General features: G+C 42.0%; 27 protein-coding genes. 21 read left to right on the forward strand and 6 right to left on the reverse strand.

Annotation, left to right across the window (positions count from 1 at the left end; all coding sequences use genetic code 11):
- The first annotated feature begins 14 nt into the window (after positions 1-14).
- From HP398_RS03720 to HP398_RS03755, 8 genes are all read left to right on the forward strand, one after another.
- Complete coding sequence (locus HP398_RS03720; protein WP_017248581.1) at positions 15-800, forward strand: 2-keto-4-pentenoate hydratase; 786 nt, start codon at positions 15-17, stop codon at positions 798-800.
- 22 nt (positions 801-822) lie between these two features.
- Positions 823-1710, forward strand: coding sequence for an acetaldehyde dehydrogenase (acetylating) (locus HP398_RS03725; protein WP_017248582.1), 888 nt, complete (start codon positions 823-825; stop codon positions 1708-1710).
- 25 nt (positions 1711-1735) lie between these two features.
- Positions 1736-2758, forward strand: a complete 1023-nt coding sequence (gene dmpG / locus HP398_RS03730; RefSeq protein ID WP_173621878.1) for a 4-hydroxy-2-oxovalerate aldolase — start codon at positions 1736-1738, stop codon at positions 2756-2758.
- 12 nt (positions 2759-2770) lie between these two features.
- Entirely contained in the window at positions 2771-3565 is a 795-nt protein-coding gene (locus HP398_RS03735) for a 2-keto-4-pentenoate hydratase (protein ID WP_017248584.1), read from the forward strand.
- Positions 3566-3745: 180 nt separating this feature from the next.
- Positions 3746-4357, forward strand: a complete 612-nt coding sequence (locus tag HP398_RS03740; RefSeq protein WP_173621879.1) for a TetR/AcrR family transcriptional regulator — start codon at positions 3746-3748, stop codon at positions 4355-4357.
- Positions 4354-5022, forward strand: coding sequence for a YqeB family protein (locus tag HP398_RS03745; RefSeq protein ID WP_173621880.1), 669 nt, complete (start codon positions 4354-4356; stop codon positions 5020-5022). Before HP398_RS03740 ends, HP398_RS03745 begins: the two co-directional genes overlap by 4 nt.
- A 62-nt stretch (positions 5023-5084) precedes the next feature.
- Positions 5085-5591: an NUDIX hydrolase gene (locus HP398_RS03750; protein ID WP_173621881.1), complete on the forward strand. Its 507-nt coding sequence runs from the start codon at positions 5085-5087 to the stop codon at positions 5589-5591.
- 158 nt (positions 5592-5749) lie between these two features.
- A complete protein-coding gene (locus tag HP398_RS03755) occupies positions 5750-6619 on the forward strand; it encodes a PhzF family phenazine biosynthesis protein (RefSeq protein ID WP_173621882.1) in 870 nt (289 codons plus the stop codon).
- Between the two features lie 52 nt (positions 6620-6671).
- Here HP398_RS03755 and HP398_RS03760 read toward each other — a convergent pair whose 3' ends face one another.
- The gene (locus HP398_RS03760) at positions 6672-7526 is read right to left on the reverse strand and encodes a LysR family transcriptional regulator (RefSeq protein ID WP_173621964.1); all 855 of its coding nucleotides are present in this window, start codon (positions 7524-7526) and stop codon (positions 6672-6674) included.
- 130 nt (positions 7527-7656) lie between these two features.
- On the opposite strand from HP398_RS03760, the gene HP398_RS03765 reads away from it, so the two are divergent.
- On the forward strand, positions 7657-8037 hold the full coding sequence (locus HP398_RS03765) for a DMT family transporter (protein ID WP_305852143.1): 381 nt from the start codon (positions 7657-7659) through the stop codon (positions 8035-8037).
- Positions 8000-8314 (forward strand): DMT family transporter, encoded by a 315-nt coding sequence (locus HP398_RS03770; protein WP_173621883.1) that lies wholly within the window; start codon positions 8000-8002, stop codon positions 8312-8314. Before HP398_RS03765 ends, HP398_RS03770 begins: the two co-directional genes overlap by 38 nt.
- Positions 8315-8388: 74 nt before the next feature.
- Here HP398_RS03770 and HP398_RS03775 read toward each other — a convergent pair whose 3' ends face one another.
- Complete coding sequence (locus HP398_RS03775) at positions 8389-8745, reverse strand: winged helix-turn-helix transcriptional regulator (protein WP_173621884.1); 357 nt, start codon at positions 8743-8745, stop codon at positions 8389-8391.
- Between the two features lie 200 nt (positions 8746-8945).
- On the opposite strand from HP398_RS03775, the gene HP398_RS03780 reads away from it, so the two are divergent.
- From HP398_RS03780 to HP398_RS03800, 5 genes are all read left to right on the forward strand, one after another.
- Positions 8946-9593 (forward strand): nitroreductase family protein, encoded by a 648-nt coding sequence (locus HP398_RS03780; RefSeq protein ID WP_017248593.1) that lies wholly within the window; start codon positions 8946-8948, stop codon positions 9591-9593.
- 186 nt (positions 9594-9779) lie between these two features.
- A complete protein-coding gene (locus HP398_RS03785) occupies positions 9780-10772 on the forward strand; it encodes an LLM class flavin-dependent oxidoreductase (protein ID WP_017248594.1) in 993 nt (330 codons plus the stop codon).
- A 20-nt stretch (positions 10773-10792) separates the two neighbouring features.
- On the forward strand, positions 10793-11035 hold the full coding sequence (locus HP398_RS03790; protein ID WP_017248595.1) for a DUF896 domain-containing protein: 243 nt from the start codon (positions 10793-10795) through the stop codon (positions 11033-11035).
- Positions 11032-11508: an Rrf2 family transcriptional regulator gene (locus HP398_RS03795; protein WP_173621885.1), complete on the forward strand. Its 477-nt coding sequence runs from the start codon at positions 11032-11034 to the stop codon at positions 11506-11508. The genes HP398_RS03790 and HP398_RS03795 overlap by 4 nt, the downstream gene beginning before the upstream one ends.
- A 6-nt stretch (positions 11509-11514) precedes the next feature.
- Positions 11515-11829 carry a putative quinol monooxygenase gene (locus HP398_RS03800; RefSeq protein WP_254475810.1) on the forward strand — a complete coding sequence of 105 codons (315 nt, stop codon included), beginning with the start codon at positions 11515-11517 and terminating at the stop codon, positions 11827-11829.
- Between the two features lie 192 nt (positions 11830-12021).
- On the opposite strand, the gene HP398_RS03805 is transcribed toward HP398_RS03800, so the two are convergent.
- Positions 12022-13128, reverse strand: a complete 1107-nt coding sequence (locus tag HP398_RS03805; RefSeq protein WP_173621886.1) for a toxic anion resistance protein — start codon at positions 13126-13128, stop codon at positions 12022-12024.
- A gap of 26 nt (positions 13129-13154) precedes the next feature.
- Positions 13155-13811, reverse strand: coding sequence for a hypothetical protein (locus tag HP398_RS03810; RefSeq protein ID WP_017248599.1), 657 nt, complete (start codon positions 13809-13811; stop codon positions 13155-13157).
- A gap of 262 nt (positions 13812-14073) precedes the next feature.
- On the opposite strand from HP398_RS03810, the gene HP398_RS30670 reads away from it, so the two are divergent.
- The 3 genes from HP398_RS30670 (at position 14074) to HP398_RS03820 (ending at position 16548) form a co-directional block, all read left to right on the forward strand.
- On the forward strand, positions 14074-14271 hold the full coding sequence (locus tag HP398_RS30670; protein ID WP_254475812.1) for a VWA domain-containing protein: 198 nt from the start codon (positions 14074-14076) through the stop codon (positions 14269-14271).
- A 385-nt stretch (positions 14272-14656) separates the two neighbouring features.
- Complete coding sequence (locus tag HP398_RS03815) at positions 14657-15178, forward strand: hypothetical protein (RefSeq protein WP_173621887.1); 522 nt, start codon at positions 14657-14659, stop codon at positions 15176-15178.
- Between the two features lie 437 nt (positions 15179-15615).
- Complete coding sequence (locus HP398_RS03820) at positions 15616-16548, forward strand: ankyrin repeat domain-containing protein (protein ID WP_173621888.1); 933 nt, start codon at positions 15616-15618, stop codon at positions 16546-16548.
- Positions 16549-16650: 102 nt separating this feature from the next.
- Here HP398_RS03820 and HP398_RS03825 read toward each other — a convergent pair whose 3' ends face one another.
- A complete protein-coding gene (locus tag HP398_RS03825) occupies positions 16651-16854 on the reverse strand; it encodes a helix-turn-helix transcriptional regulator (RefSeq protein WP_173621889.1) in 204 nt (67 codons plus the stop codon).
- A gap of 236 nt (positions 16855-17090) precedes the next feature.
- Here HP398_RS03825 and HP398_RS03830 point away from each other — a divergent pair, with 236 nt between their 5' ends.
- From HP398_RS03830 to HP398_RS03835, 3 genes are all read left to right on the forward strand, one after another.
- Positions 17091-18452, forward strand: coding sequence for a helix-turn-helix domain-containing protein (locus tag HP398_RS03830; RefSeq protein ID WP_173621890.1), 1362 nt, complete (start codon positions 17091-17093; stop codon positions 18450-18452).
- Complete coding sequence (locus HP398_RS31115) at positions 18449-18577, forward strand: hypothetical protein (protein ID WP_256436288.1); 129 nt, start codon at positions 18449-18451, stop codon at positions 18575-18577. The genes HP398_RS03830 and HP398_RS31115 overlap by 4 nt, the downstream gene beginning before the upstream one ends.
- Positions 18578-18723: 146 nt before the next feature.
- Entirely contained in the window at positions 18724-18990 is a 267-nt protein-coding gene (locus HP398_RS03835) for a Spo0E family sporulation regulatory protein-aspartic acid phosphatase (protein ID WP_254613038.1), read from the forward strand.
- A 337-nt stretch (positions 18991-19327) separates the two neighbouring features.
- Here the strand turns inward: HP398_RS03835 and HP398_RS31120 are convergent, their stop codons facing one another.
- Complete coding sequence (locus tag HP398_RS31120) at positions 19328-19462, reverse strand: hypothetical protein (RefSeq protein WP_256436289.1); 135 nt, start codon at positions 19460-19462, stop codon at positions 19328-19330.
- Positions 19463-20052: the final 590 nt, after the last annotated feature.

Genomic DNA, 20052 nt, shown 5'->3' on the forward strand with positions numbered 1-20052 from the left:
AGGGAGGGAACCGTGTGGACAAAGAAAAGATCACGCGATTCGCCGATCATTTAGCGGCGGCGAGTCGTGAAGGGGTGGGAGTAGCGCCACTCACTTTACTGGATCCGCAATTCAGCGAGATAGAGGCATACCACGTTCAATTGAAGACGATTGAGCGAAAAGTGAAAGATGGCGCGAGGATTACAGGGAAGAAAATCGGCCTGACCTCTCGTGCCATGCAGACACTGCTTGGCGTGGATCAGCCAGACTATGGACATCTATTGGACGACATGGTCGTGGAAAACAACGGAGAACTACCTTTCGAGTATGTCCTTTCGCCAAAGGTAGAAGCAGAAATTGCCTTCCTGCTGAAGCGCGATCTGGAAGGGCCACATGTAACCATCTATGACGTCATGATGGCAACGGAATATGTAGTGCCTGCTTTAGAAATCGTGGACAGCCGTATAGCCAACTGGCAAATCAAACTAGAAGACACAGTTGCGGACAATGCCTCTTCGGGCTTCTATGTGCTGGGTGGGCATCCCGTGAAACCGCAAGATCTGGATCTTCCCCTAGTAGGAATGGCGTTTTATAAAAATCAGGAGCTGGTCAATACCGGTGTGGGTGCCGCCGCATTGGGCAATCCCGCATCCTGTGTGGCGTGGTTGGCGAACAAGCTGTATGAATTAGGGATTACACTCAAAGCAGGAGAAATCATCTTGTCTGGTGCGTTATCAGCAGCGGTTGAAGCTAAGCCTGGCGATGTATTTCACACACGGATTGCTGGACTTGGTTCAGTAGGAGTCAGGTTTGGCAGATAAAAAATAGGAAAGGAGTGCATGCATGAAGAAAGTAAAAGTAGCAATACTGGGCTCGGGGAACATCGGGACAGACCTGATGATCAAGCTAGGAAGGTCGCCAGTTCTTGAACTGACGTCCATGATTGGAATCGATCCTGATTCGGATGGTCTGCGTAGAGCAAAAGCAGCTGGATACTACGTATTTAACGACGGATTGAAACCGTTTTTGGAAAGCGATGCGGATCTTGCGGATATCGTCTTTGACGCTACTTCTGCCAAAGCACATATTGGTCATGCCAAGGCGCTCAAGGAGGCAGGAAAGCTCGCCATCGATCTGACGCCTGCTGCTGTAGGCCCCTATGTAGTACCATCTGTGAATCTCGGTGCGCATTTGAATGAAAAGAACATTAACCTGATCACATGCGGCGGCCAGGCTACTATTCCGATCGTTCATGCAATAGGGAGTGTGAGTCCGGTCAGCTACGCAGAGATCGTGGCCACTATTTCCAGCAAAAGCGCGGGTCCTGGCACACGTTCCAACATCGACGAATTTACGGAGACGACCGCACGTGGTATCGAAGCGATCGGCGGAGCGAAGAAAGGCAAGGCGATCATCATCCTAAATCCGGCGGAGCCGCCGATCCTGATGAGAGATACCGTCTATGCAATAGTGGAGGAAGAGGCGGATCGACAGGAGATCGTGAAGGCTATTCACCAGACCGTTGCCTATATTCAATCTTTCGTTCCTGGTTACCGTCTGCGCTCAGAACCGATCTTTGATGAAAACAAAATCACCGTTTTTTTGGAAGTGGAAGGCGCGGGTGACTACCTCCCTACGTATTCAGGCAATCTGGATATCATGACGGCGACAGCGGTGAAAGTAGCAGAGGAATATGCCAAGCATGCTGTCGGCACCGGCACGGGTATATAGCCACGGATGAAAGGAGGAACCGCATATGAGTCGTGATATTGTGCTCACCGAGGTAGCGCTTCGAGATGGGAGCCATGCGATCAATCACCAGTTTACTGTGGAGCAAGTAGTCGAGGTAGCGCGAGGATTAGATGAAGCGAACGTACCGCATATCGAAGTCTCCCATGGAGATGGATTGGCCGGATCGTCCCTGCAATATGGGCTGTCCAGGACCCATGAACTGGAGCTGATCGAGGCTGCCGTTTCCGTTTGTAAACAAGCGAAAGTGGGCGTGCTCTTGCTGCCGGGAATCGGCACGATCAAAGATTTAAATACGGCAGCAGGGCTAGGCGTAGGCATGGCACGAATCGCCACACATGCGACCGAAGCGGACGTCTCCGCTCAGCATATTTATCGGGCGAAAGAGCTTGGCTTGACAACAGTTGGCTTTTTGATGATGTCGCATATGGCTGCTCCGGAAAAACTGGCAGAGCAAGCTGGACTCATGCAAAGCTATGGAGCCGATGTCGTGTACATCGTCGATTCTGCTGGCGCTCTGCTGCCTGATCAAGCAGGGGAACGAGTCCGGGCATTGAAGCAATGTCTGAATATTCCCATCGGCTTCCATTCACACAACAATTTGTCTTTAGCCATGGCCAATACACTCGTCGCCATTCAAGAGGGTGCCACCTGGATTGATGGCAGTGTTCGGTGCTTGGGTGCAGGTGCGGGCAATACACAAACCGAGGTTCTCCTTGCTGTACTGGATCGAATGGGCATTCAGACGGGCGTCGATCTGTACAAAATGATGGACCTGGCAGAGGAAATCGTATCGCCGATTCTTCAAGTACCACAGGAAATTACCAGAGACGCTCTCGTTCTCGGATACGCGGGGGTCTATTCCAGCTTCCGGCTTCATGCCGAGCGTGCAGCCAGGAAGTTCGGCATCGACTCCCGGGACATTTTGATCGAGCTGGGAAGACGAAAGGCCGTGGGGGGACAAGAAGACATGATCGTGGATGTCGCAGCGGAAATCGCCCAATTGAATAGCTCTACCAAAATCAGATAGGGGGTGATCAGCGTGCAATCGGAACTATTGTACAAAAGGTTGGCTCAGAAGCTGGTGGATGCGGAGTTGAATAGGGAGGAGGTCGTAAAACTAACGGCTGAATACCCTGAGCTGACAGTGGAAGATGGATATCGTATTCAAAATGAACTGGTCTCCCTCAAGCTTGAGCAGGGACATCGAATCTTTGCCTCTAAAATGGGTTTGACCAGTCAGGCAAAAATGAAGCAGATGAATGTGCACGAACCGATTCGAGGCTACATTTTTGACTATATGAATATCGAGGACGGCATTCTGCCGATCAATGAATTGATTCATCCCAAGGTGGAAGCGGAAATCGCCTTTGTTTTGAGTGAGGATTTGGAAGGTCCCGGCATCACTGAGGCTCATGTCCTGACATCCACTGACTATGTAGTTCCCGCACTGGAGATTATCGACAGCAGGTATGCGCAGTTCCAGTTTACCTTGCCTGATGTCATTGCCGACAATGCTTCGTCTTCCCGTGTGTTTATCGGATCGACGTGGAGAAAGCCTGATGAACTTGAACTCGATTTGGTAGGTGTTACTCTTTCGATCAATGGCGAGCTCAAAGACTTGGGGGCTGGTGCGGCAGTTCTCGGTCATCCAGCCCACTCGGTCGCGATGCTGGCGAACATGCTGGCTCGCGAAGGACGCAAGCTGCACAAGGGAGATTTGATTTTGTCCGGGGGCATTACTGGTTCCCACCAGCTACGGGAAGGGGATGTCGTAAGCGCTAAATGGGGTGGCCTCGGAAGCATTGAGTTTGTGGTGAAAACGGATAGGCAGTAAGGCGAAAAGCCGAGAAGAATGCAGGGAGTTATTCCGTATTCTCTCGGCTTCTTTTTATGTTGGGAAGCGAATAAAACAACCACGCATAGTGGATAAGCAAATCCTCTAATGAATCATCTTGACAATCAGCGAAATCAGGCGATATTATCTAACTAACGTTAGGTAGAAAATGGTGAGGAAATGAATAAAAGCGAAGCAACACGACAAAAAATTCTTGAAACGACCACATGGTTGATCGGACAGTATGGAATTGAAAAAGCTTCACTTTCCATGATCGCTAATTCTGTAGGCATACAGAAGCCATCCATCTATTATTATTACTCTTCGAAAGAACAACTAGTAGACGCTGTATTCGCTTGGATTTTAGAAGGATATAGTTTTGAAAAATATTTTCAGATTAATGAGTATACGAAAAATAATTTTGTAGAGAAGATGATTAGTGACGGCTTGCAATTGTTGGGTGAAGAGACTACAGATACACAAATGCTTGTTGTACAGGTATTAAATGAGTTTCTTTTATATGGAAACCGAGAATCTTCCCATAATAAAGAGTACAGATTAAAAATTAAGGCCGTACAAGAAGGCTTTATTGACGGTTTTTTAAGACTACTACAAAAAGGTGAAGAATTTGGTCACACTGATTCAAAAGGCTTACGTGAAAAAGCATGTGTATTAGCGTTAACACTTGATAACTTATCAAATTATCCGATGATTGGCATTGAACTTGATGTTTCAGCTGTATGGAGAGAAACCATTACAAGTGTATTATCTAAAAAAGGAGACTTTAAATGAGTGAGAATCATACATTATTAAATTTTTCAAAAACGGACAAGGTTATCTTGTGGCTTGGTTTCCCTCTTATCGGCTTAGTGTTCGGCTGGTTTCTTCCGAGTATTGCTAAATGGGGCAGTTCTTTGCCTTGGATCCCTTTCCAGGGGCCCTTAAAACTCATTGCATCCTATAGTGGAGCATGGGTAGGCATTGTTACAATGATCCTTGGCTTGATTGCGGGCATTGCCTTGACTCTACTCTCTTTTCATGAAAGCTTAGAAACGTCTGTATACGATGATAAAGTTACCTGTAAACTTAGAGATGATGAAATTCTTTTCAAAAAGAAAGATATCTCCCTTGTATTTATGGATAAAAAGCAATTGGTGTTTTTAGGTAATGATGAAAAAGAACTATTTCGTTCTAAGCAAGAGCTTACTAAAAGCACAGTAGGTGCTGCATTTAGAAAACATGATTATGCTTGGAGCGATACCGATCCATTTCAACATGATTTTAAAATATGGGTTGTGGATTCTCCTGACCTATCTCCTGCTGCGAATGCTCTATTAAAAGCAAGGGGAATAGCCATTGAAAAAGGAAATGATAAAGAAGCTTTTCAATTGGCTCAAGAACTTTGGAAACTAAGAGTATCCGTAAAAGAAAAGGACAAAAGGCAATATTATCGATAAAAATCAACAAGTATTAACGAGTAACATGATCAAGATTATTCTAACAAGGAGTTCAGCTTAGTATGACGAATTCAGCTTGGAAAAAGTACATGGGAGGTAAAGTTGTTTTGAATGACTATATAGGAACAATGAGAAAATACATTGGTCATGAAACTCTATTAACCGTTGGCTGTGGGGCAATAATTGAAGACGACTCTGGACGAATTCTACTACAACAAAAAAGAGATATTTGGGGTCTTCCTGGTGGCCTTCTGGAAATTGGGGAAACATTCGAAGAGACTGTTAGAAGGGAAGTTTTAGAGGAAACGAATCTTCAAATCAGTCAAATAAAGTTGTTTGGAATATATTCTGGAAAGAATGGCTTTGCTCAATATGCAAATGGAGACAAAGTTTTTAGTGTACAGATCATTTTTCACGTGACGAAATACGAAGGTACAGTTCAAGGAAATGAGGAAAGTACACGACTTCAATTCATACATAAAAAGGATATGCCAAGTAACCTAAACCCTCATCAAGCCCCATTTATTTTAGATTGGTTACATGGAATACAGCCACCAATAATTAAGTGAGTGTTTACTTTTATCTGAGGCAGCTTTAAAGGCTGCCTTTTTCAGACGCTAAATAAGCAAAGTGTTCATATTATTAATAATATTTCTGACGAAATGCTATCCAAACTTTGTAACATAGGAAATAATCAATGTAAAAATTACGAAAGAAGGAAAATGCATTGAGAACTAAAGTATACGTTTTATCTGCTTTCACTAAAAACGGAGAAGGGGGAAACCCTGCGGGAGTAGTTCTAGATACAAAAGATCTCACAGAGAAAGATATGCAAGTTATCGCAAGTACATTAGGTTTTTCAGAGACTGCTTTTATATTCCCTTCTATAAATTCAGATTATAAAATTAGGTATTTTACACCGAATGAAGAAGTAGATGTATGTGGGCATGCCACGGTTGCAACTTTTTCCTTACTAGCTCAAAGCAGAATCGTACATCCAGGAATTTATACCACGGAAACAAAAGCGGGGGTACTACATGTACAAATTTATGACAATCAGATGATTTTCTTACAGCAAAACCTCCCGAGTTTTTTAGAAATACTTCCTTCTAAAGAGATAATAGGATCATTACGTATAAATGAGGACCAATTAATGCCTAATATGCCTATCCAAATTGTTTCTACAGGCTTACGCGACATCATTGTACCTGTAAAAAGTCTTAAAGACTTATTAGAAATAGACCCTGATATGGAAGACATCACTAAAATAAGTAAAAAGTATAATGTAACGGGGTATCATTTATTTACACTAGAAACCCTACATGATTCCACAGCTCATTGTAGGAACTTTGCACCTTTATACGACATTCCTGAAGAAAGTGCTACCGGTACATCAAATGCTGCTTTAGCTTGTTACTTAGTAAAATATAATGACAAGAAAAAAAGCAGAGAAAGAACCTTTACTTTTGAACAAGGGTATACAATGAACAGCTCCTCAGAAATTACTGTAAATGTATCTGTTCACTTAGGTGATGTTATATATGTTCAGGTGGGAGGTTCTGCTTCTACATTCCAAGAAAAATGGATTGATATTTAAGTAAATATCTGAAGGCTATAGTGGGAATGACGGGATCGCGAAGATTCCGTCCCTACAGCCCTCTTTGATTGATCATCTCGGCAAAAGCGGCAAAGGCCTTGCTGGAGAAGCGGTCCTTACGGCGTACGAGTCTTTTGGTCGCCATGCCGTACTCCTCTGAAATGGGATGAGCCGCCAGGGTTTGATATTCTCCCGAAAGTATGGTCGCCGGAAGCAGCGTCGCCGCCAGCCCGGATTTGACACAGCTCAGGAGCGTTTCTAGCGAGCTGATTTCAATCATGTTTTCAAAAGGAATCTCTCTACTCGTGAGCCATGCTTCCAACGCTTTGCGGTATGGACATCCCTTTGGATGAACCGCCCATTTCACCTTATTCATATCGAGAGTATCGGTCCCCGCTTCTTTGCTCAGCAAGACCAGTTCATCCTGTATGACGTACTCAGTTGTCAACATAGGTGACTCTACGTCACCTGTTATGAAGGCCCCGTCCAGTTGATGATTCAGCACCATGGACGCAAGCTCCTGCGATACGCCGGTTACAATGGAGAGAGACACATCCGGATAGCGGTTTTGAAACTCTGACAGTGTGTTCATAAAATTTCCGCAGGTGACTGTCTCTATCATCCCGATCGCGAGGTGGCCGCTCGGGTAGGACTTTTCTTGCACCACTTTCACCGATTCATCGGCTAAATTTACGATGGAGAGCGCGTAATCCCGGAAGACGGTTCCTTTATCGGTCAACTTCACCCCTTTGGGATGACGGTGAAACAGCGGAACGCCAAGCTCCGCTTCCAACTTGCGAATCCGGGCTGTCACATTCGATTGGACGTATTCCAGTTTTGTTGCTGCCCCGGATACGCTGCCTTCCGCCGCAACGGCCAAAAACACTTTAAGATCCGTTAATTCCATCTGCATTTCCATCCCTTCGCACAAGGTATCAAAAAAAATGATGTATACATCGATATCAATCATTATACGTTATGCGATGTCTGATTTACACTGTTGGTAAGAAATCGACAACAACAGGGGGAAGAAAGGCTTGCAAAAAGAGTGGATGTTTCTGCTACTAGCTGGAATGTTCGAGGTGGTATGGGTATATGGGTTGAAGCATGCAACCACGTGGTGGGAATGGATTATTACCATCGCGGCGATTTTGTACAGCTTCAAGGTTCTGATCGACGCGGCGAAAAAACTACCCGTCGGCACGGTTTACGCGGTTTTTACAGGACTGGGTACAGGGGGAACCGTGATGACGGAAATCCTCCTCCTCAATGAGCCGGTCCATCCGCTTAAGCTCGTGTTCATTGCGACGCTTTTGGCAGGTGTGATCGGGCTCAAGCTGGTGACCCAAAGTGAGGAAAGCAATAAGAGGGGGAATAAAAATGGAGTGGATGGCGTTGTTGACCGCCGGTCTGTGTGAAGTGCTTGGGGTTCTTGCGATCAAACATGTTGCGAAGCGCAGCGGTTGGGGATCTTGGTTGCTTTTGGTCGCAGCGTTCACAGCCAGCTTTTCGTTGTTGATGTTCGCAATGACGCGGATTTCCATGGGCACAGCCTACGCCGTATGGACAGGTATTGGGACAGTGGGGAGCACGATTCTGGGGATGTTCGCTTTCGGAGAACCGAAGGAGTGGATACGCATCTTATTCATCAGCCTAGTTCTTGTGTCCGCGATCGGCCTGAAATGGATATCATAAACTCAGGGACCGTCGGTGGACCAAAAAAGGAGCTGCGGATGCGGCTCCTCTTTCTGTTACACCAGTTAGGTTCATCAAATAATGTCATCCTGATTTTTTACGGACACTTCACCATTCGGATAACGATGCTTCAGATAGTCTCCGCCCCAATTACATAGGACTTTTAAAACTTCTTTTAATGATTCACCATATTCAGTCAGGGCATATTCAACTCTTGGCGGCACTTGATCGTATGTTCTTCTGGTGATCAAGCCGTCTCTTTCAAGCTCTTTTAATTGTACCGTGAGCATTTTTTGTGAAATCCCCGTTACTAATCGTTTTAATTCTCCTGTTCGAATAGGTCCCCTTGTTAAGTGATATAAAATATGAGCCTTCCACTTTCCACCAATTACCTCTAAAACGACTTCCAGTCTGTTGTTGTACTGTTTCATTTCCTTTAACTCCTTTATAAATATATAGGTACGTCGACGTACCTATAGCACGTTTGCGTTCCTATAGTACGTAAAAGTGCGTACTTTGCAATATTTCCTTTTCCTTGCATAATAGGGTCGTCACCAAGTTATGAGGGATAGGGACTATAACCATTATACCCATAGAAGTATCATGCAAAAAATATGTAGGAGGTACTGTTATGATGAAAACAGCAAATCGCACAGCAAATTTTTATGACGTAATTCGTGATCGTCGTTCTGTTCGGACTTTTGATCCTTCTTATACAATCTCAGAGGAAGAAATCAAAGAACTCATTGGAGAGGCAATGCTCGCTCCGAGTGGTACAAATCTGAATCCTTGGCGTTTTATGGTTTTTACAGAAAAGGCGCTCAAGGAAAAGTTGCTTCCTATGGCATTGGGACAACGTCAAGTGGTTGATGCATCCGCAGTCATTGTGGTGCTAGGAGATATGAACGCTTATACCGTGGAAAATGCAGACAAAATCAATCAAAGAGCAGTAGAAGCCGGTTTTATGCCAGAGGAAGTGAAAAACAGTATTAATGAAAGTGTGGAAGGGTACTACGGTACAGTGAGTGAACAAGTATGGAGAGAGTGGCAGCACCTTGATGGAGGTCTTGTTGGGATGCAATTGATGCTCGCGGCAAAGGCAAGAGGATACGACACTGTACCGATGCTTGGTTACAACACGGAAGAGTTCCGAAAAGCATTTGACGTTCCAGATAACTGGGTGAACATTCTTATGATTCCTGTAGGCAAAGCAACACAACCAGGGTTCCCGACTGTAAGGTTGGGTGTTGACGAAGTGACGTACTGGAATGGCAAGTAACGATCACAGATAAATTGGAAGTACCGCCACATATCATCACATGCATGGTCATGTGGCGGTTTCCCTGAAAGGAGTAGCTTGGTTTACCTATCGGGCCTTTTCGATAAATACATGATTTGTCGTCATTTTATAAAACAAAATTACGGATATTAAATGTCCTCATTAACTACGAAAGAAGGTCTTACTATGAAATTGAGTGTCTTGGATCAAACACCTACAGCGAACGGACAAACTTCTGCCCAAACGTTTCAAAATACGATTGAGCTGGCGAGGCTCGTGGATGATTTGGGCTACAACAGAATTTGGTACTCGGAGCATCATGGGGCTGTAAACTTGGCAAGCGCCTCACCTGAGATCATGATTGCACACATTGCTTCCGTGACAAACAACATTCGCGTTGGTTCGGGTGGAATTATGCTCATGCACTACTCTCCATTAAAAATGGCCGAGGTTTTTAAAACGTTAGCAACGCTTTATCCCAATCGTATTGATTTCGGTATGGGTCGTGCTCCAGGGGGAGACCGGTTCTCCACGCTTGCCCTGCACGAAGGAAGACAACCAAATTTGCTTAACCAGTACGATAAGCTGATGGAAACGATGATGTTTATGACGGACACGATGCCTGAAGACCATGTGTATAGTCGCACATTGGCTGCACCAGTCGATGCACCAGTTCCAGAGGTGTGGCTGTTGGGATCGAGTGGAAGCAGCGCTGCACAGGCAGGAAGATTCGGGATTGGTTACTCTTTTGCCCAGTTTATCAGTGGACAATTAGAGTCTCCCATGCTTGAAGCGTATCGCACGAACTTCACGCCATCAGCGTTTATGGAGACACCCAAAATCAATGTTGGCTATTTTGTGATGGCGGCAGAAACAACAGAGGAAGCTGAATATCACGCAGTGAGCCTGGATCTGAACTTGCTGTTTCTGGATAAAGGCATGCCGTTTCAAATCTTCTCACCGGAAGAAGCATTGAATTATTCCTATACCGAAATGGACAAAATGCAGATTGAGCACAACCGCAAGCGTTTCCTGGTAGGAAGTGCAAAAGATGTTGCCAATACGCTGCGTGAACACGATGAAAAATACGGGGTTACAGAAGCGGTGCTTGGGACAATCAGTCATAGTCACGAGGCGAGATTGCAGTCGTACCGGTTGCTTGCAAAGGAACTTCTATAAATTGAAAGGTGGAAAAAGTGATGATCCCGATTTTAAAACGAATAAATAGCCTAGCGAAAAAACAACGCGAAGATGGTTTAACCCAAAAAGAAAAAGAAGAACAACAACAACTCCGTCAAGAATATCTGAAAATCATCCGAGGCCAAGTCTTGCACACATTTTCTGGGCTAACTATATTAGACCCGTTGGGTAATGATGTGACACCAGAAAAATTGAAAATCGCTCAACAAAAACAGATGTTCAACACAAATGATGAATCATGAATATGAAGTCTGGCGTCGAACAGGCCGTATATGCTCTTCTAGTGCTAACTCGACTACCTAGACAGGCGATGTTATCTGGTGAAGCCCTAAGTCAACAGCTCCACGTCTCTCCAACTTATTTGCAAAAGTTAATGAGAAGACTTGTACAGGCCGGGATTGTTTTATCCGTCCCTGGAGCAAAAGGCGGCTTTCGACTGCAAGCTTCACCAGAAGACATCACCATTTATGATGTGTTCATGGCAATAGAAGGCGTGAAATCTCTCTATCGTTCGACGGGCATTTTAGAAGGGATGTTGCAGTTAAATGAAAACAGCACCTGCTTGCTATCCGATGTGATGGACGAAGCGGAGGATGCTTGGCAGACTGTATTAAAACGTCAAACGATCGCTTCTTTACACAGAGAATTAAACGCAAACTGTTCCACTGATGATTTGATGAAGTTGGATTCGTGGTTAAAAGGTGCAATTCGTTAAAAGCGAATGATTTTAGAACAAGGAGGAAAGAAGATGTATGTTCGAGTGGTAACGATCAGCAGCAAAACGGGAATGGAGGAAAAACTGCGCCAAATAGGACGAAATGTTCTTGTTCCTATCAACAAAGACGCAGGATGTGTAGATGTTTACTTCATGGAACCTAGCTTAGAAGCGAACAATCCCTATTTCGGTGTCGTAAGTGTTTGGAGAGATAAGGAATCTTTGGAGAGCATGAAAAACAGTAAAAATTATTGTGAAATGCTTCAAGATATTGGGCCTTTCATTGAATCTGTAAGGGATCATTTATATGTGGTAGATTAATTTGTCATTTTCTAAGGAAGGACTTTTAGAAGAATGTCAGGAAAAAACATATATCGATAGTAATAATACTTTTACGGCCCTGGTTGGGCATAGGGTCAAATACTTCTGTCTGATACAATATTTCAACGAACAAAAAGAGGTAAACAAAAGAGGAAACCACGTAACGATCACTTGGTTTCCTCTTTTGTTTATTTACTGTAGAAGTGAGGTTGGCTGATTGGCTGGTGCAGAAAGTTGATTTGGATCTGCCATACCGAGTTTTACTCTCATGTCTGCATTGAGCTTATCCATCTCTTGGATGAAGTTTTTACTAGAATTGATAATTCTCCGATTTGAATCTTCGGTAATTTGGATTGCACTATACACATCATTAAATGCCTGCTGTAGTTTATTGATTGCGATACTTGGTTGCTCCAGCATCGAGGTGATTTCTTGTGTATTCTGTTTTAAGCTTTGAGCATTGGCTACCAGCATATCCTCAATGGCTTGATTGGTACCTTGTACAGCTTCGATTACCTTCTTCTGATTATTCAATGCCAACTGAATTGCAGCGGACACCGTGACAACGTTTTGCGTCATCGTAATCGCGTTAAAGACAGCTTCATCCAACTTTTCGTTATTGTCCGCAATAACATCAACAGAAGCGATGGATTGTTGTAAAATGTTGATCATTTGACTCATATTTTTTACTCTTGTTACGACTTTGACCATCGCTTTTTCAAATTCGGGTTTGCGAAGTTGATTTTCAGGCTTATTGCTTTCGACTTCAAGCATCTCAAGCAACTTGTTGCCGAAGTAAATCCGTTTTTCTAATTCATAAATATTTTCACCGGATTTTTTCTTAATGTATTTCAAGTTAATGACATCTTCTTTTAACTTGTCACTGCCATTAAGCAAGGAGGCAATGATGTTATCAATTTGTGTTCTAACGGATTCATATTTTCGAATATAGGTGGAAATTGGGTTTTTCCCTAAGATTCTGTTGAAAAGATTGCTGATCCCACCGCTTTGAAAGATTTTATTAGGATTCAATTCTTCTGTGCAAGTACGAAGCTTTAAGAGTGTATTGGGAATATCATTGTTTTTCCCATCCATCAGATCTTTCACAGGTCGTTTTAGAATTTCAAGAGATTCAGCGGCATTTCGTTGGGTGCTTTCACCCAAATTACCCAGCTGCTCAAAAATTGAATCCATCTGGCTTTGATTATCAGTTTGCAGCTGGCGTACCACATTTTCTGCTTCAGATTGGATCTTGATGATGTCTTCTTGTTTAACTAATTGGACAGCCTGTGTCGTCATTACTATAACACGCTCCTTAACAGTAATTAATAAATTTCTTTGGCATTATATTTTTCGGTAATAAGATTAAGCTTTCTCTCCAACTCATAGATGTCGTGTTGTTCAATGGATGTAGAGATCACTTTCAGCTTTAGGTTAATGTCACGGAGACCATCTAATAATTTACGCCTATTATTCAACTTGTTTTCAACACTCAGCCTCAAGAAGGGGTTGATGACACTATTCAAGTCTTTCATAACGAGCATTTTAATATCATGCTTCGTTTGCGCACTACCGAGCGTTTCTATGTAGGGGAGGAGAGTATCGATCTTAGAACAAAGGTTGGTTGTCTTTTCGGAAATTTCATCATCGAGGTTGCGCTTGTCATTTTCGTTAACAACAATTTCCTTAATAATTTGAAGATACTCTCGTATTTCTGAGGAGTAGGTAGATTCCGGTTCCCTTTTCGTTTGTTCACTCTCCGCTTCAGTAGAAGTAATTCTCTGGTCCGGTTCTGGTACCGTGAATCTACTTAATTGCTGCTCTTTCTTTTCAGCAAAGACAAACCCTATGGCTGTTGTTAGCAAAGGTATGGCTAACATAATAAAAGTCGGAAGTATCGTGGATGCAAGTAAAGCTATGAAATATCCCGCTACAGCACCAAGGAATGCATATCTTTTTTGGTATCTAACTCTTTTTTTCATCTTTTATCCTCTCTTTCTTACTTGTTTATCGGAAACCTTGTAAACCATAATCAATTGGGGAGGAACAATGAGTTGGGTATGCGATTTGACCCATCCTAGTTGGGTTCCCTATATATTCTTGATTTTAGCATTTTATGTCACATTTTGTTTAATAGATTCTACATATTTCTATGGACCAACTAAAAGTGTGTATTGCATGTAGAACAAAAAAACAAGAAAACGCTAGTGTGATAATGATTTTTGCGATTTATAGCACGCTTATATGGTCGAATCACAGCTTTCTATCGAGCAGCTTGCGCTTGGTGTGAAGTTTGATGATAATCGCTCGATTGACATCTTTCTGTTTGGCAAAAATGATTACGAAGGAGGAGAACTCTCTGAAAGGGATTTCTTCAACTTCGTCAATAATCACATTGTCAGGAAATATCAACTTGAGGGGATGAGCTGCATGGGACACTAAGTTGGAATGGATGCGGCCACACAGGCATAGTTGCCTTGTTGAAAAGGTTACTGACCGCACCATCTAAAGGGTGGAGGATCATGACTGAATAACTAGTTCAATTAAATAGTCATGGAGAGGAGGATTGGTGAGAAAAGGAAACAGAGGTTGAATGAAAAAATCAATTTTTTCATCACAAATTGAAAATTGAATCACAGTAAAATTTATTTAATTCGTTATAATGACTTTCAGTTCATAAAATCGACATTTCATGAACTGAAATGAAAACGGATCATTCACTAGTAGAGGAACAAGTACATAGAGAGTCTATTCTCGAATAATTACCTTATAAATAATATAAAGAATGCTAAGTACTTTAATGTGCCTTGAATGAGTATGGATATTAATGAAGCTCAATTGGTTTAATCGGGCTATCAATGGGTATCAACGAGTAGAATTTTCAGTTGAAAGTAAGCAGTATAATCAGTTGGATCGCTTAAGACATGCTGTTAACTATTACCGTGAAAGGGAAGACAATGGCGAGGATACATACGTTTCTACAGACATTCCTTCGATATCTAGGGTCTTTATCATCACTGGAATTGAACATGCCATGCTTCAGGGGTTCTTACCATTTGCCAAAGCATTTTTCCATCATTTGCAAAAACACATGCAACAGCTTTCACCTTATGCTCAATCTTTCAAGAAAACTTACGCTTATCTGCATGTATCTGAACAAAAGGCGATATACGATTTGTATGCTATGACCCAAGAGTACGTGGAAGATGAACACTTGAAACACATGCAACAAAATTATGTGTTCTCTGAAGCAGAGCTCATCCGCTTTTTCATTATGTATGGAAGCAATGAGTTGAATAACAAAGCTGTAAAGGAAGCCTCGCGCTTATTGTCGGTACACTCCATTTAGCAAGTAACGGGACATCGGACATGGGACACTGTCCATGAGATCAGGTTGAAAAGGGGGCGGTTTTGATGGTAAAAAGAGTGGGGGAGAGGGCACAAAGGAAGGATAAGAAGAAGCAGTTACGACCTTGGTTACCAGGTACACATTCTGCTGAAATTCGCTCTCTAACGAAATTCAGATACAGTTCATGTATGTATTTTGTTTATTACTATCTACGGAAATACCGCGAGATAGCCCCTTTCCAAGAGGCTATCTCGTTTTTGATTTAAGGAGAATGCGTTGTATTTTATGCACTGAGGAAAAATTGTACTTACAAAATAAGAGGTCATGATATCACTGATAACGCCTTAGAATGCATCAGTTGAGAATCGTATTTGGTGAGTCAATCTGTAAAGGTTATGGTATAATCTACCTGCTACTTTATCGGGAGGGCAGAAAACATGTCAATTAAATTGAAACGAAGTTTACTTTTGGGGTCAGTTATTGTTATTTGCTTATCCATATGGGCGATTGTTTTCCAGAGCATGACTGGGAGTAAGTCGTTATCATCAAATTCAAATTCGAATGCTCAGAACCAAAATACCGCAGCGGATAAAGCGCCTAATCTGAAAAAGGAAATCAATCCAAACCCTGACGTTCCAACTCAAGACGGAACGCCAAGCTTAAGTAAAGCTAAAGATGAAGTATCTAATCAAGTGGCCAAGTCCGGAAATGATAAATCTAATCAACCTGAAGTATCGATGAATCTCGATTATGATCAAGTAATTAGACTTACAAAGGGTGATAAGATAGTTGCCATTGCAGATGATCAACTGGCTTCAGAAGAAGCAAGGCAGGCAAGACAAGAAATAGATGATTCTTGGAGTCGGTTTGACGCCTTAACTTTTAATGCTTCAGCTCTGGATAATAAGATAGACAAGGTGAAGTTATATTTGAAAGCTGGAATGGACCCAAATGCATACATAGAAGGGGAGGTAGGAAGGAAGAGTCGTCCCATTCATGCCGCAGCTAGTAATGGCCATTTGGAAATGGCTAAACTCCTCCTTGAACATGGAGCAAATCCAAATCACCTGGAAGGAAAATACTCAGTGATCACTTTGGCAATTGACAACTATGACATGTTGGCCGAGTTACTAAAGTATGGTGCTGAGCCTGATTTAAATTATCAGAACCATCGATCACCACTAATGAGAGTAGTACAGGATGATAGAGTAGACATAGCAAAGTTGTTATTGGATCACGGAGCAAATCCGAATCTTTCGACTCCTTACGGCCCAGATTATCCATCCACCTTTATGACTCCGTTGGAGGAAGCAAGAAGGAGGGGAAATCAAGAAATGATTGCTTTGCTTGAGGCATATGTCCGCAACTAGAACTTGCGATAAATTTAAAGCCGAATTACCCTACGGTAATCCGGCTTTTTTGCTTATTTAACTTTAGAGTTGAAAAATTACATTTCTCATAGGATACCCCACTTAATTAGGTTTACGTCTGTCCTTCCACTCGTCAACGTCTCGTGGATCGATGTTGAGGACTTCGCAAATGTGAAGCGCAATCGTAACCGTTGGTATCGTGATGCCATATTCGATGTTTTGGTAGTGTTTAAGTGATACATTTATGATCCGACTTACTTTCTCCTGTGATAGTCCTTTTTGTTTCCTTGCGTCAGATAGATTCAAGTTGAGAAGCTCCTTAGTCCATTTACTCTTATGTTAGTCCGTTCGTGAATTTTTAATCATCCATTATACTTGGCGAATTATAATTTACGCATTACCATGATTCCAGTATTTTACAAACGGTTGTATTCTCTGTTTTGCAAATAAAAGTAAACTAAAAGAGAGTATGATTAAATGTTTTAATGTAAACATTACTGGACAATAATGAACCTTTTAAGGGAATAGAGGAGTGTTTGTATATGAGGCTGCAAGAGACATTGCAACGGTCGTTGCGGTCGGAGATTGATAGGCTTCAGAAGCAAAACGGTTATACGCTAAGCAAGCTCGGAGAACTGTCTGGTATTAATCATGGACACCTTAGTGATATTGTACGGAGCAAACGATCTATTACGATAGGACAACTAGACGCACTGGCTAAGGTTTTTGGTCAGCCTTCTGGATGGCTATATGATTTGTATACAAGCGAGTGCTTCACAAAAGAAAAGGTATCAAGACCACGATTGATACCATACCTTATTCGATGTGCGGAAATTGGCCTACATGATAGCATTCAGCAGGTAGTCTCTAAGTTACTGGATGACCGTAAGAATGTGGGTATCCTCTTTTCAGTGGCAGAGCAGCTCTTTGCGAATGGAAAGCTAATTCAGTCTGTCCCGTTCTATCAACACGTAGTTGATAATGAGAAGGACAGTCACTCGGACCGCTTTGTTATCAGTCAGTATCGATTATTTCGAGCAACAGTCCAGGGAACGAATGCTGAAGAAAATTGGGAGGCGGTAATCAGATTTAAACCTTACCGAAACCGCTTACCTGAGAATTACCAAGTAGATGGGCTGCTTCAGTTATCGACTGTGTGCTTCGAGTTGCAAAGTTGGGGTGATATGGAAATCTACGCTGACGAATTACGCTCTTTATCTTTTAAAGTCTATGATAATGAGTTGCGTAAAAGGAAAAACAACAAGGTATGCGAACCGTTAAAAACGGACCGTCATTTAGTTGTGTATTATGGACAAGGTTATCTCTTAAAAGGTGTCGCATTACAAATGCAAGGATTGTACAGTGAAGCGAGAGAGTTTGTTCAAGGCTATGCAGATCTTGCATGGTTTGAACTCGTGGATGAAGTGGGGTTAAAAGAAATTGAGAAGTTCAGAATCTGGGCAAGAGCTAATTTATACACGTATAGTTTGCTGATGGGGGAAACCGCTATTTTACCTGATTATCTGGAGTTTCTATCAAAATATCCAGTTGAAATCCAAGCGGGACTTTTAACTATTATGGAGGCAGCTAGTAAATACGACATTGATATTGATGATAAACTGGATCGGTATTCTGAAGAAATAAAGCGTTTCTCTGATTACAAAGGTTCGGTTAATATTGGCAGACATTACAATTTCAGGTATTATAAAGTCGAATATAAATTGAAGAAAGGGCGCATTAATAAAGCGCTCGATGAGATTCTATGTTGCTTAGACTTAGCTGACCAGTTGAATAATCAACAAGCATTTAAGCGCAATACAGCACTGTTTTGGGCGTACCGTCAGCACGCGTCAGAGCAACACGAACGTAATTATCAAGAAATAATAGGGAGGTTCACAGTATGAAGCTGAAGACGTACTCGTTATCGCTTTTGCTAGTTTTTGGCCTGTGCATCGGTATCGCAAATACTGAAACATCATCTAATACCAAAAGCACAGTACAGATGTACACACATGGAGTAGGCGGTTAAATAGAGTAGACAAAGGTCAGTACCTACAAAAGGTACTGGCTTTTTTTATGTTTCCTTATTTTTGCAATACCGAGTTTTTAGGAGAGTCTAGTATAGTAAAAATGTCCTTAACATACATAAAAAGGAAGGAATGATAGTCTGTAGCTGTGAAAAAATTGGATTCTTTGGAATGTATCGTCGTCTCTCCTATAGACCAATTAGATGTAGAACCCCTTTCCCCTAAACCCAGATGTATGACACTGCTGGAAAAGAATCAGGAGGATTTAGAGAAAGAAATGGAAGATTTACGAGGACAGCTAATAGATCTTGCGAATGTAAAAGGTTTTTCCAATATAGAAGTTGTGGAGTTGAGCCAGCTCCTGGACGAATATATTGTGCAGATCCAAAGTATGGTGCAAAAAAGAACTAAATGATTGTGAACAGACACATGTCACAGGAAAATAGTATTTTTACTCGATCTTACTTAGTGAACAACCATTTAGTACATACGGAATGCTAACGAGATAGGCGCCTGTTATATAAAGTGTCTATCTCGTTATAATTGACCATAACATAAATAAAGGAGAGGTTTAGGAGAAGCTGTTTAAATCCGATCTATCTTAACTTGATTTGTTTAATGTAGCCCTTTTCATGTAAAGCTGATGGGAGCGGCTGCTTTTTTGCATAGTTTGTACAAGTACACTCTTCCTAACCAGGAGGTAAAACGCGATCGAGAAGGCTAAACTCGGTAAAAATACGGGAGAATTTTCGCTAATTCCCTGCTTTAATCAATACGCTGCGTATCTGGCCTGCTGCATTGTCCGTGGCTCCCGGTAGTTCATCTGCCGCTTTCATAGTAGCAGGCAATACACTTTGGTACAATGAAATTTCTTGCAGTAAAGCCAATTGTTCTCTGTAAAACTCTTGAAGATCCTACTTATTTTCCTCAATTAATTACATAATGCAAGTCATTTCTACTCAAATCACTTATCTCAAATGCTGGGACCAATTGTTCATATTACACGCTCAAAGACTATTTGCAATTAGGTTATGAAGAATATTGTTTTTAATTAAGTGATAGACTAAATCCCCGATTGTGCAACATGGAAAATATGACATTATACCCATTTTGTATATTAGCAAGTAATGATATCATTTTTACTCGTAATAAAATATGGAAAGTGAGGTAGTAATTGTGAACAGAATCGTATTTGATTAACAACAATAGTGATCTCTGTGTTTCTAGTCATTAGTCAGTGCTGCTCAAGTCGGGTAGACAGTAGATTCAATTGTATCAAAAGGCCTAATGAGTTGATTTGGTAAGAGGGTACATTACAGCGAAATTACATATTCGAGTAGGTGAATTTGATTATTGATCGTGGAGCTATCATTTTTCAGTTTGGGTTTATTAAATTTCGAAGTATTTTACTGAGATAGTGACTCTTTCTACTGAATGTATATTGAACAAAACTCCATTTTCTTAAGCGCTGTTCTCG

It is taken from the genome of Brevibacillus sp. HB1.4B, from assembly GCF_013284285.1.
Lineage (GTDB): Bacteria > Bacillota > Bacilli > Brevibacillales > Brevibacillaceae > Brevibacillus > Brevibacillus porteri.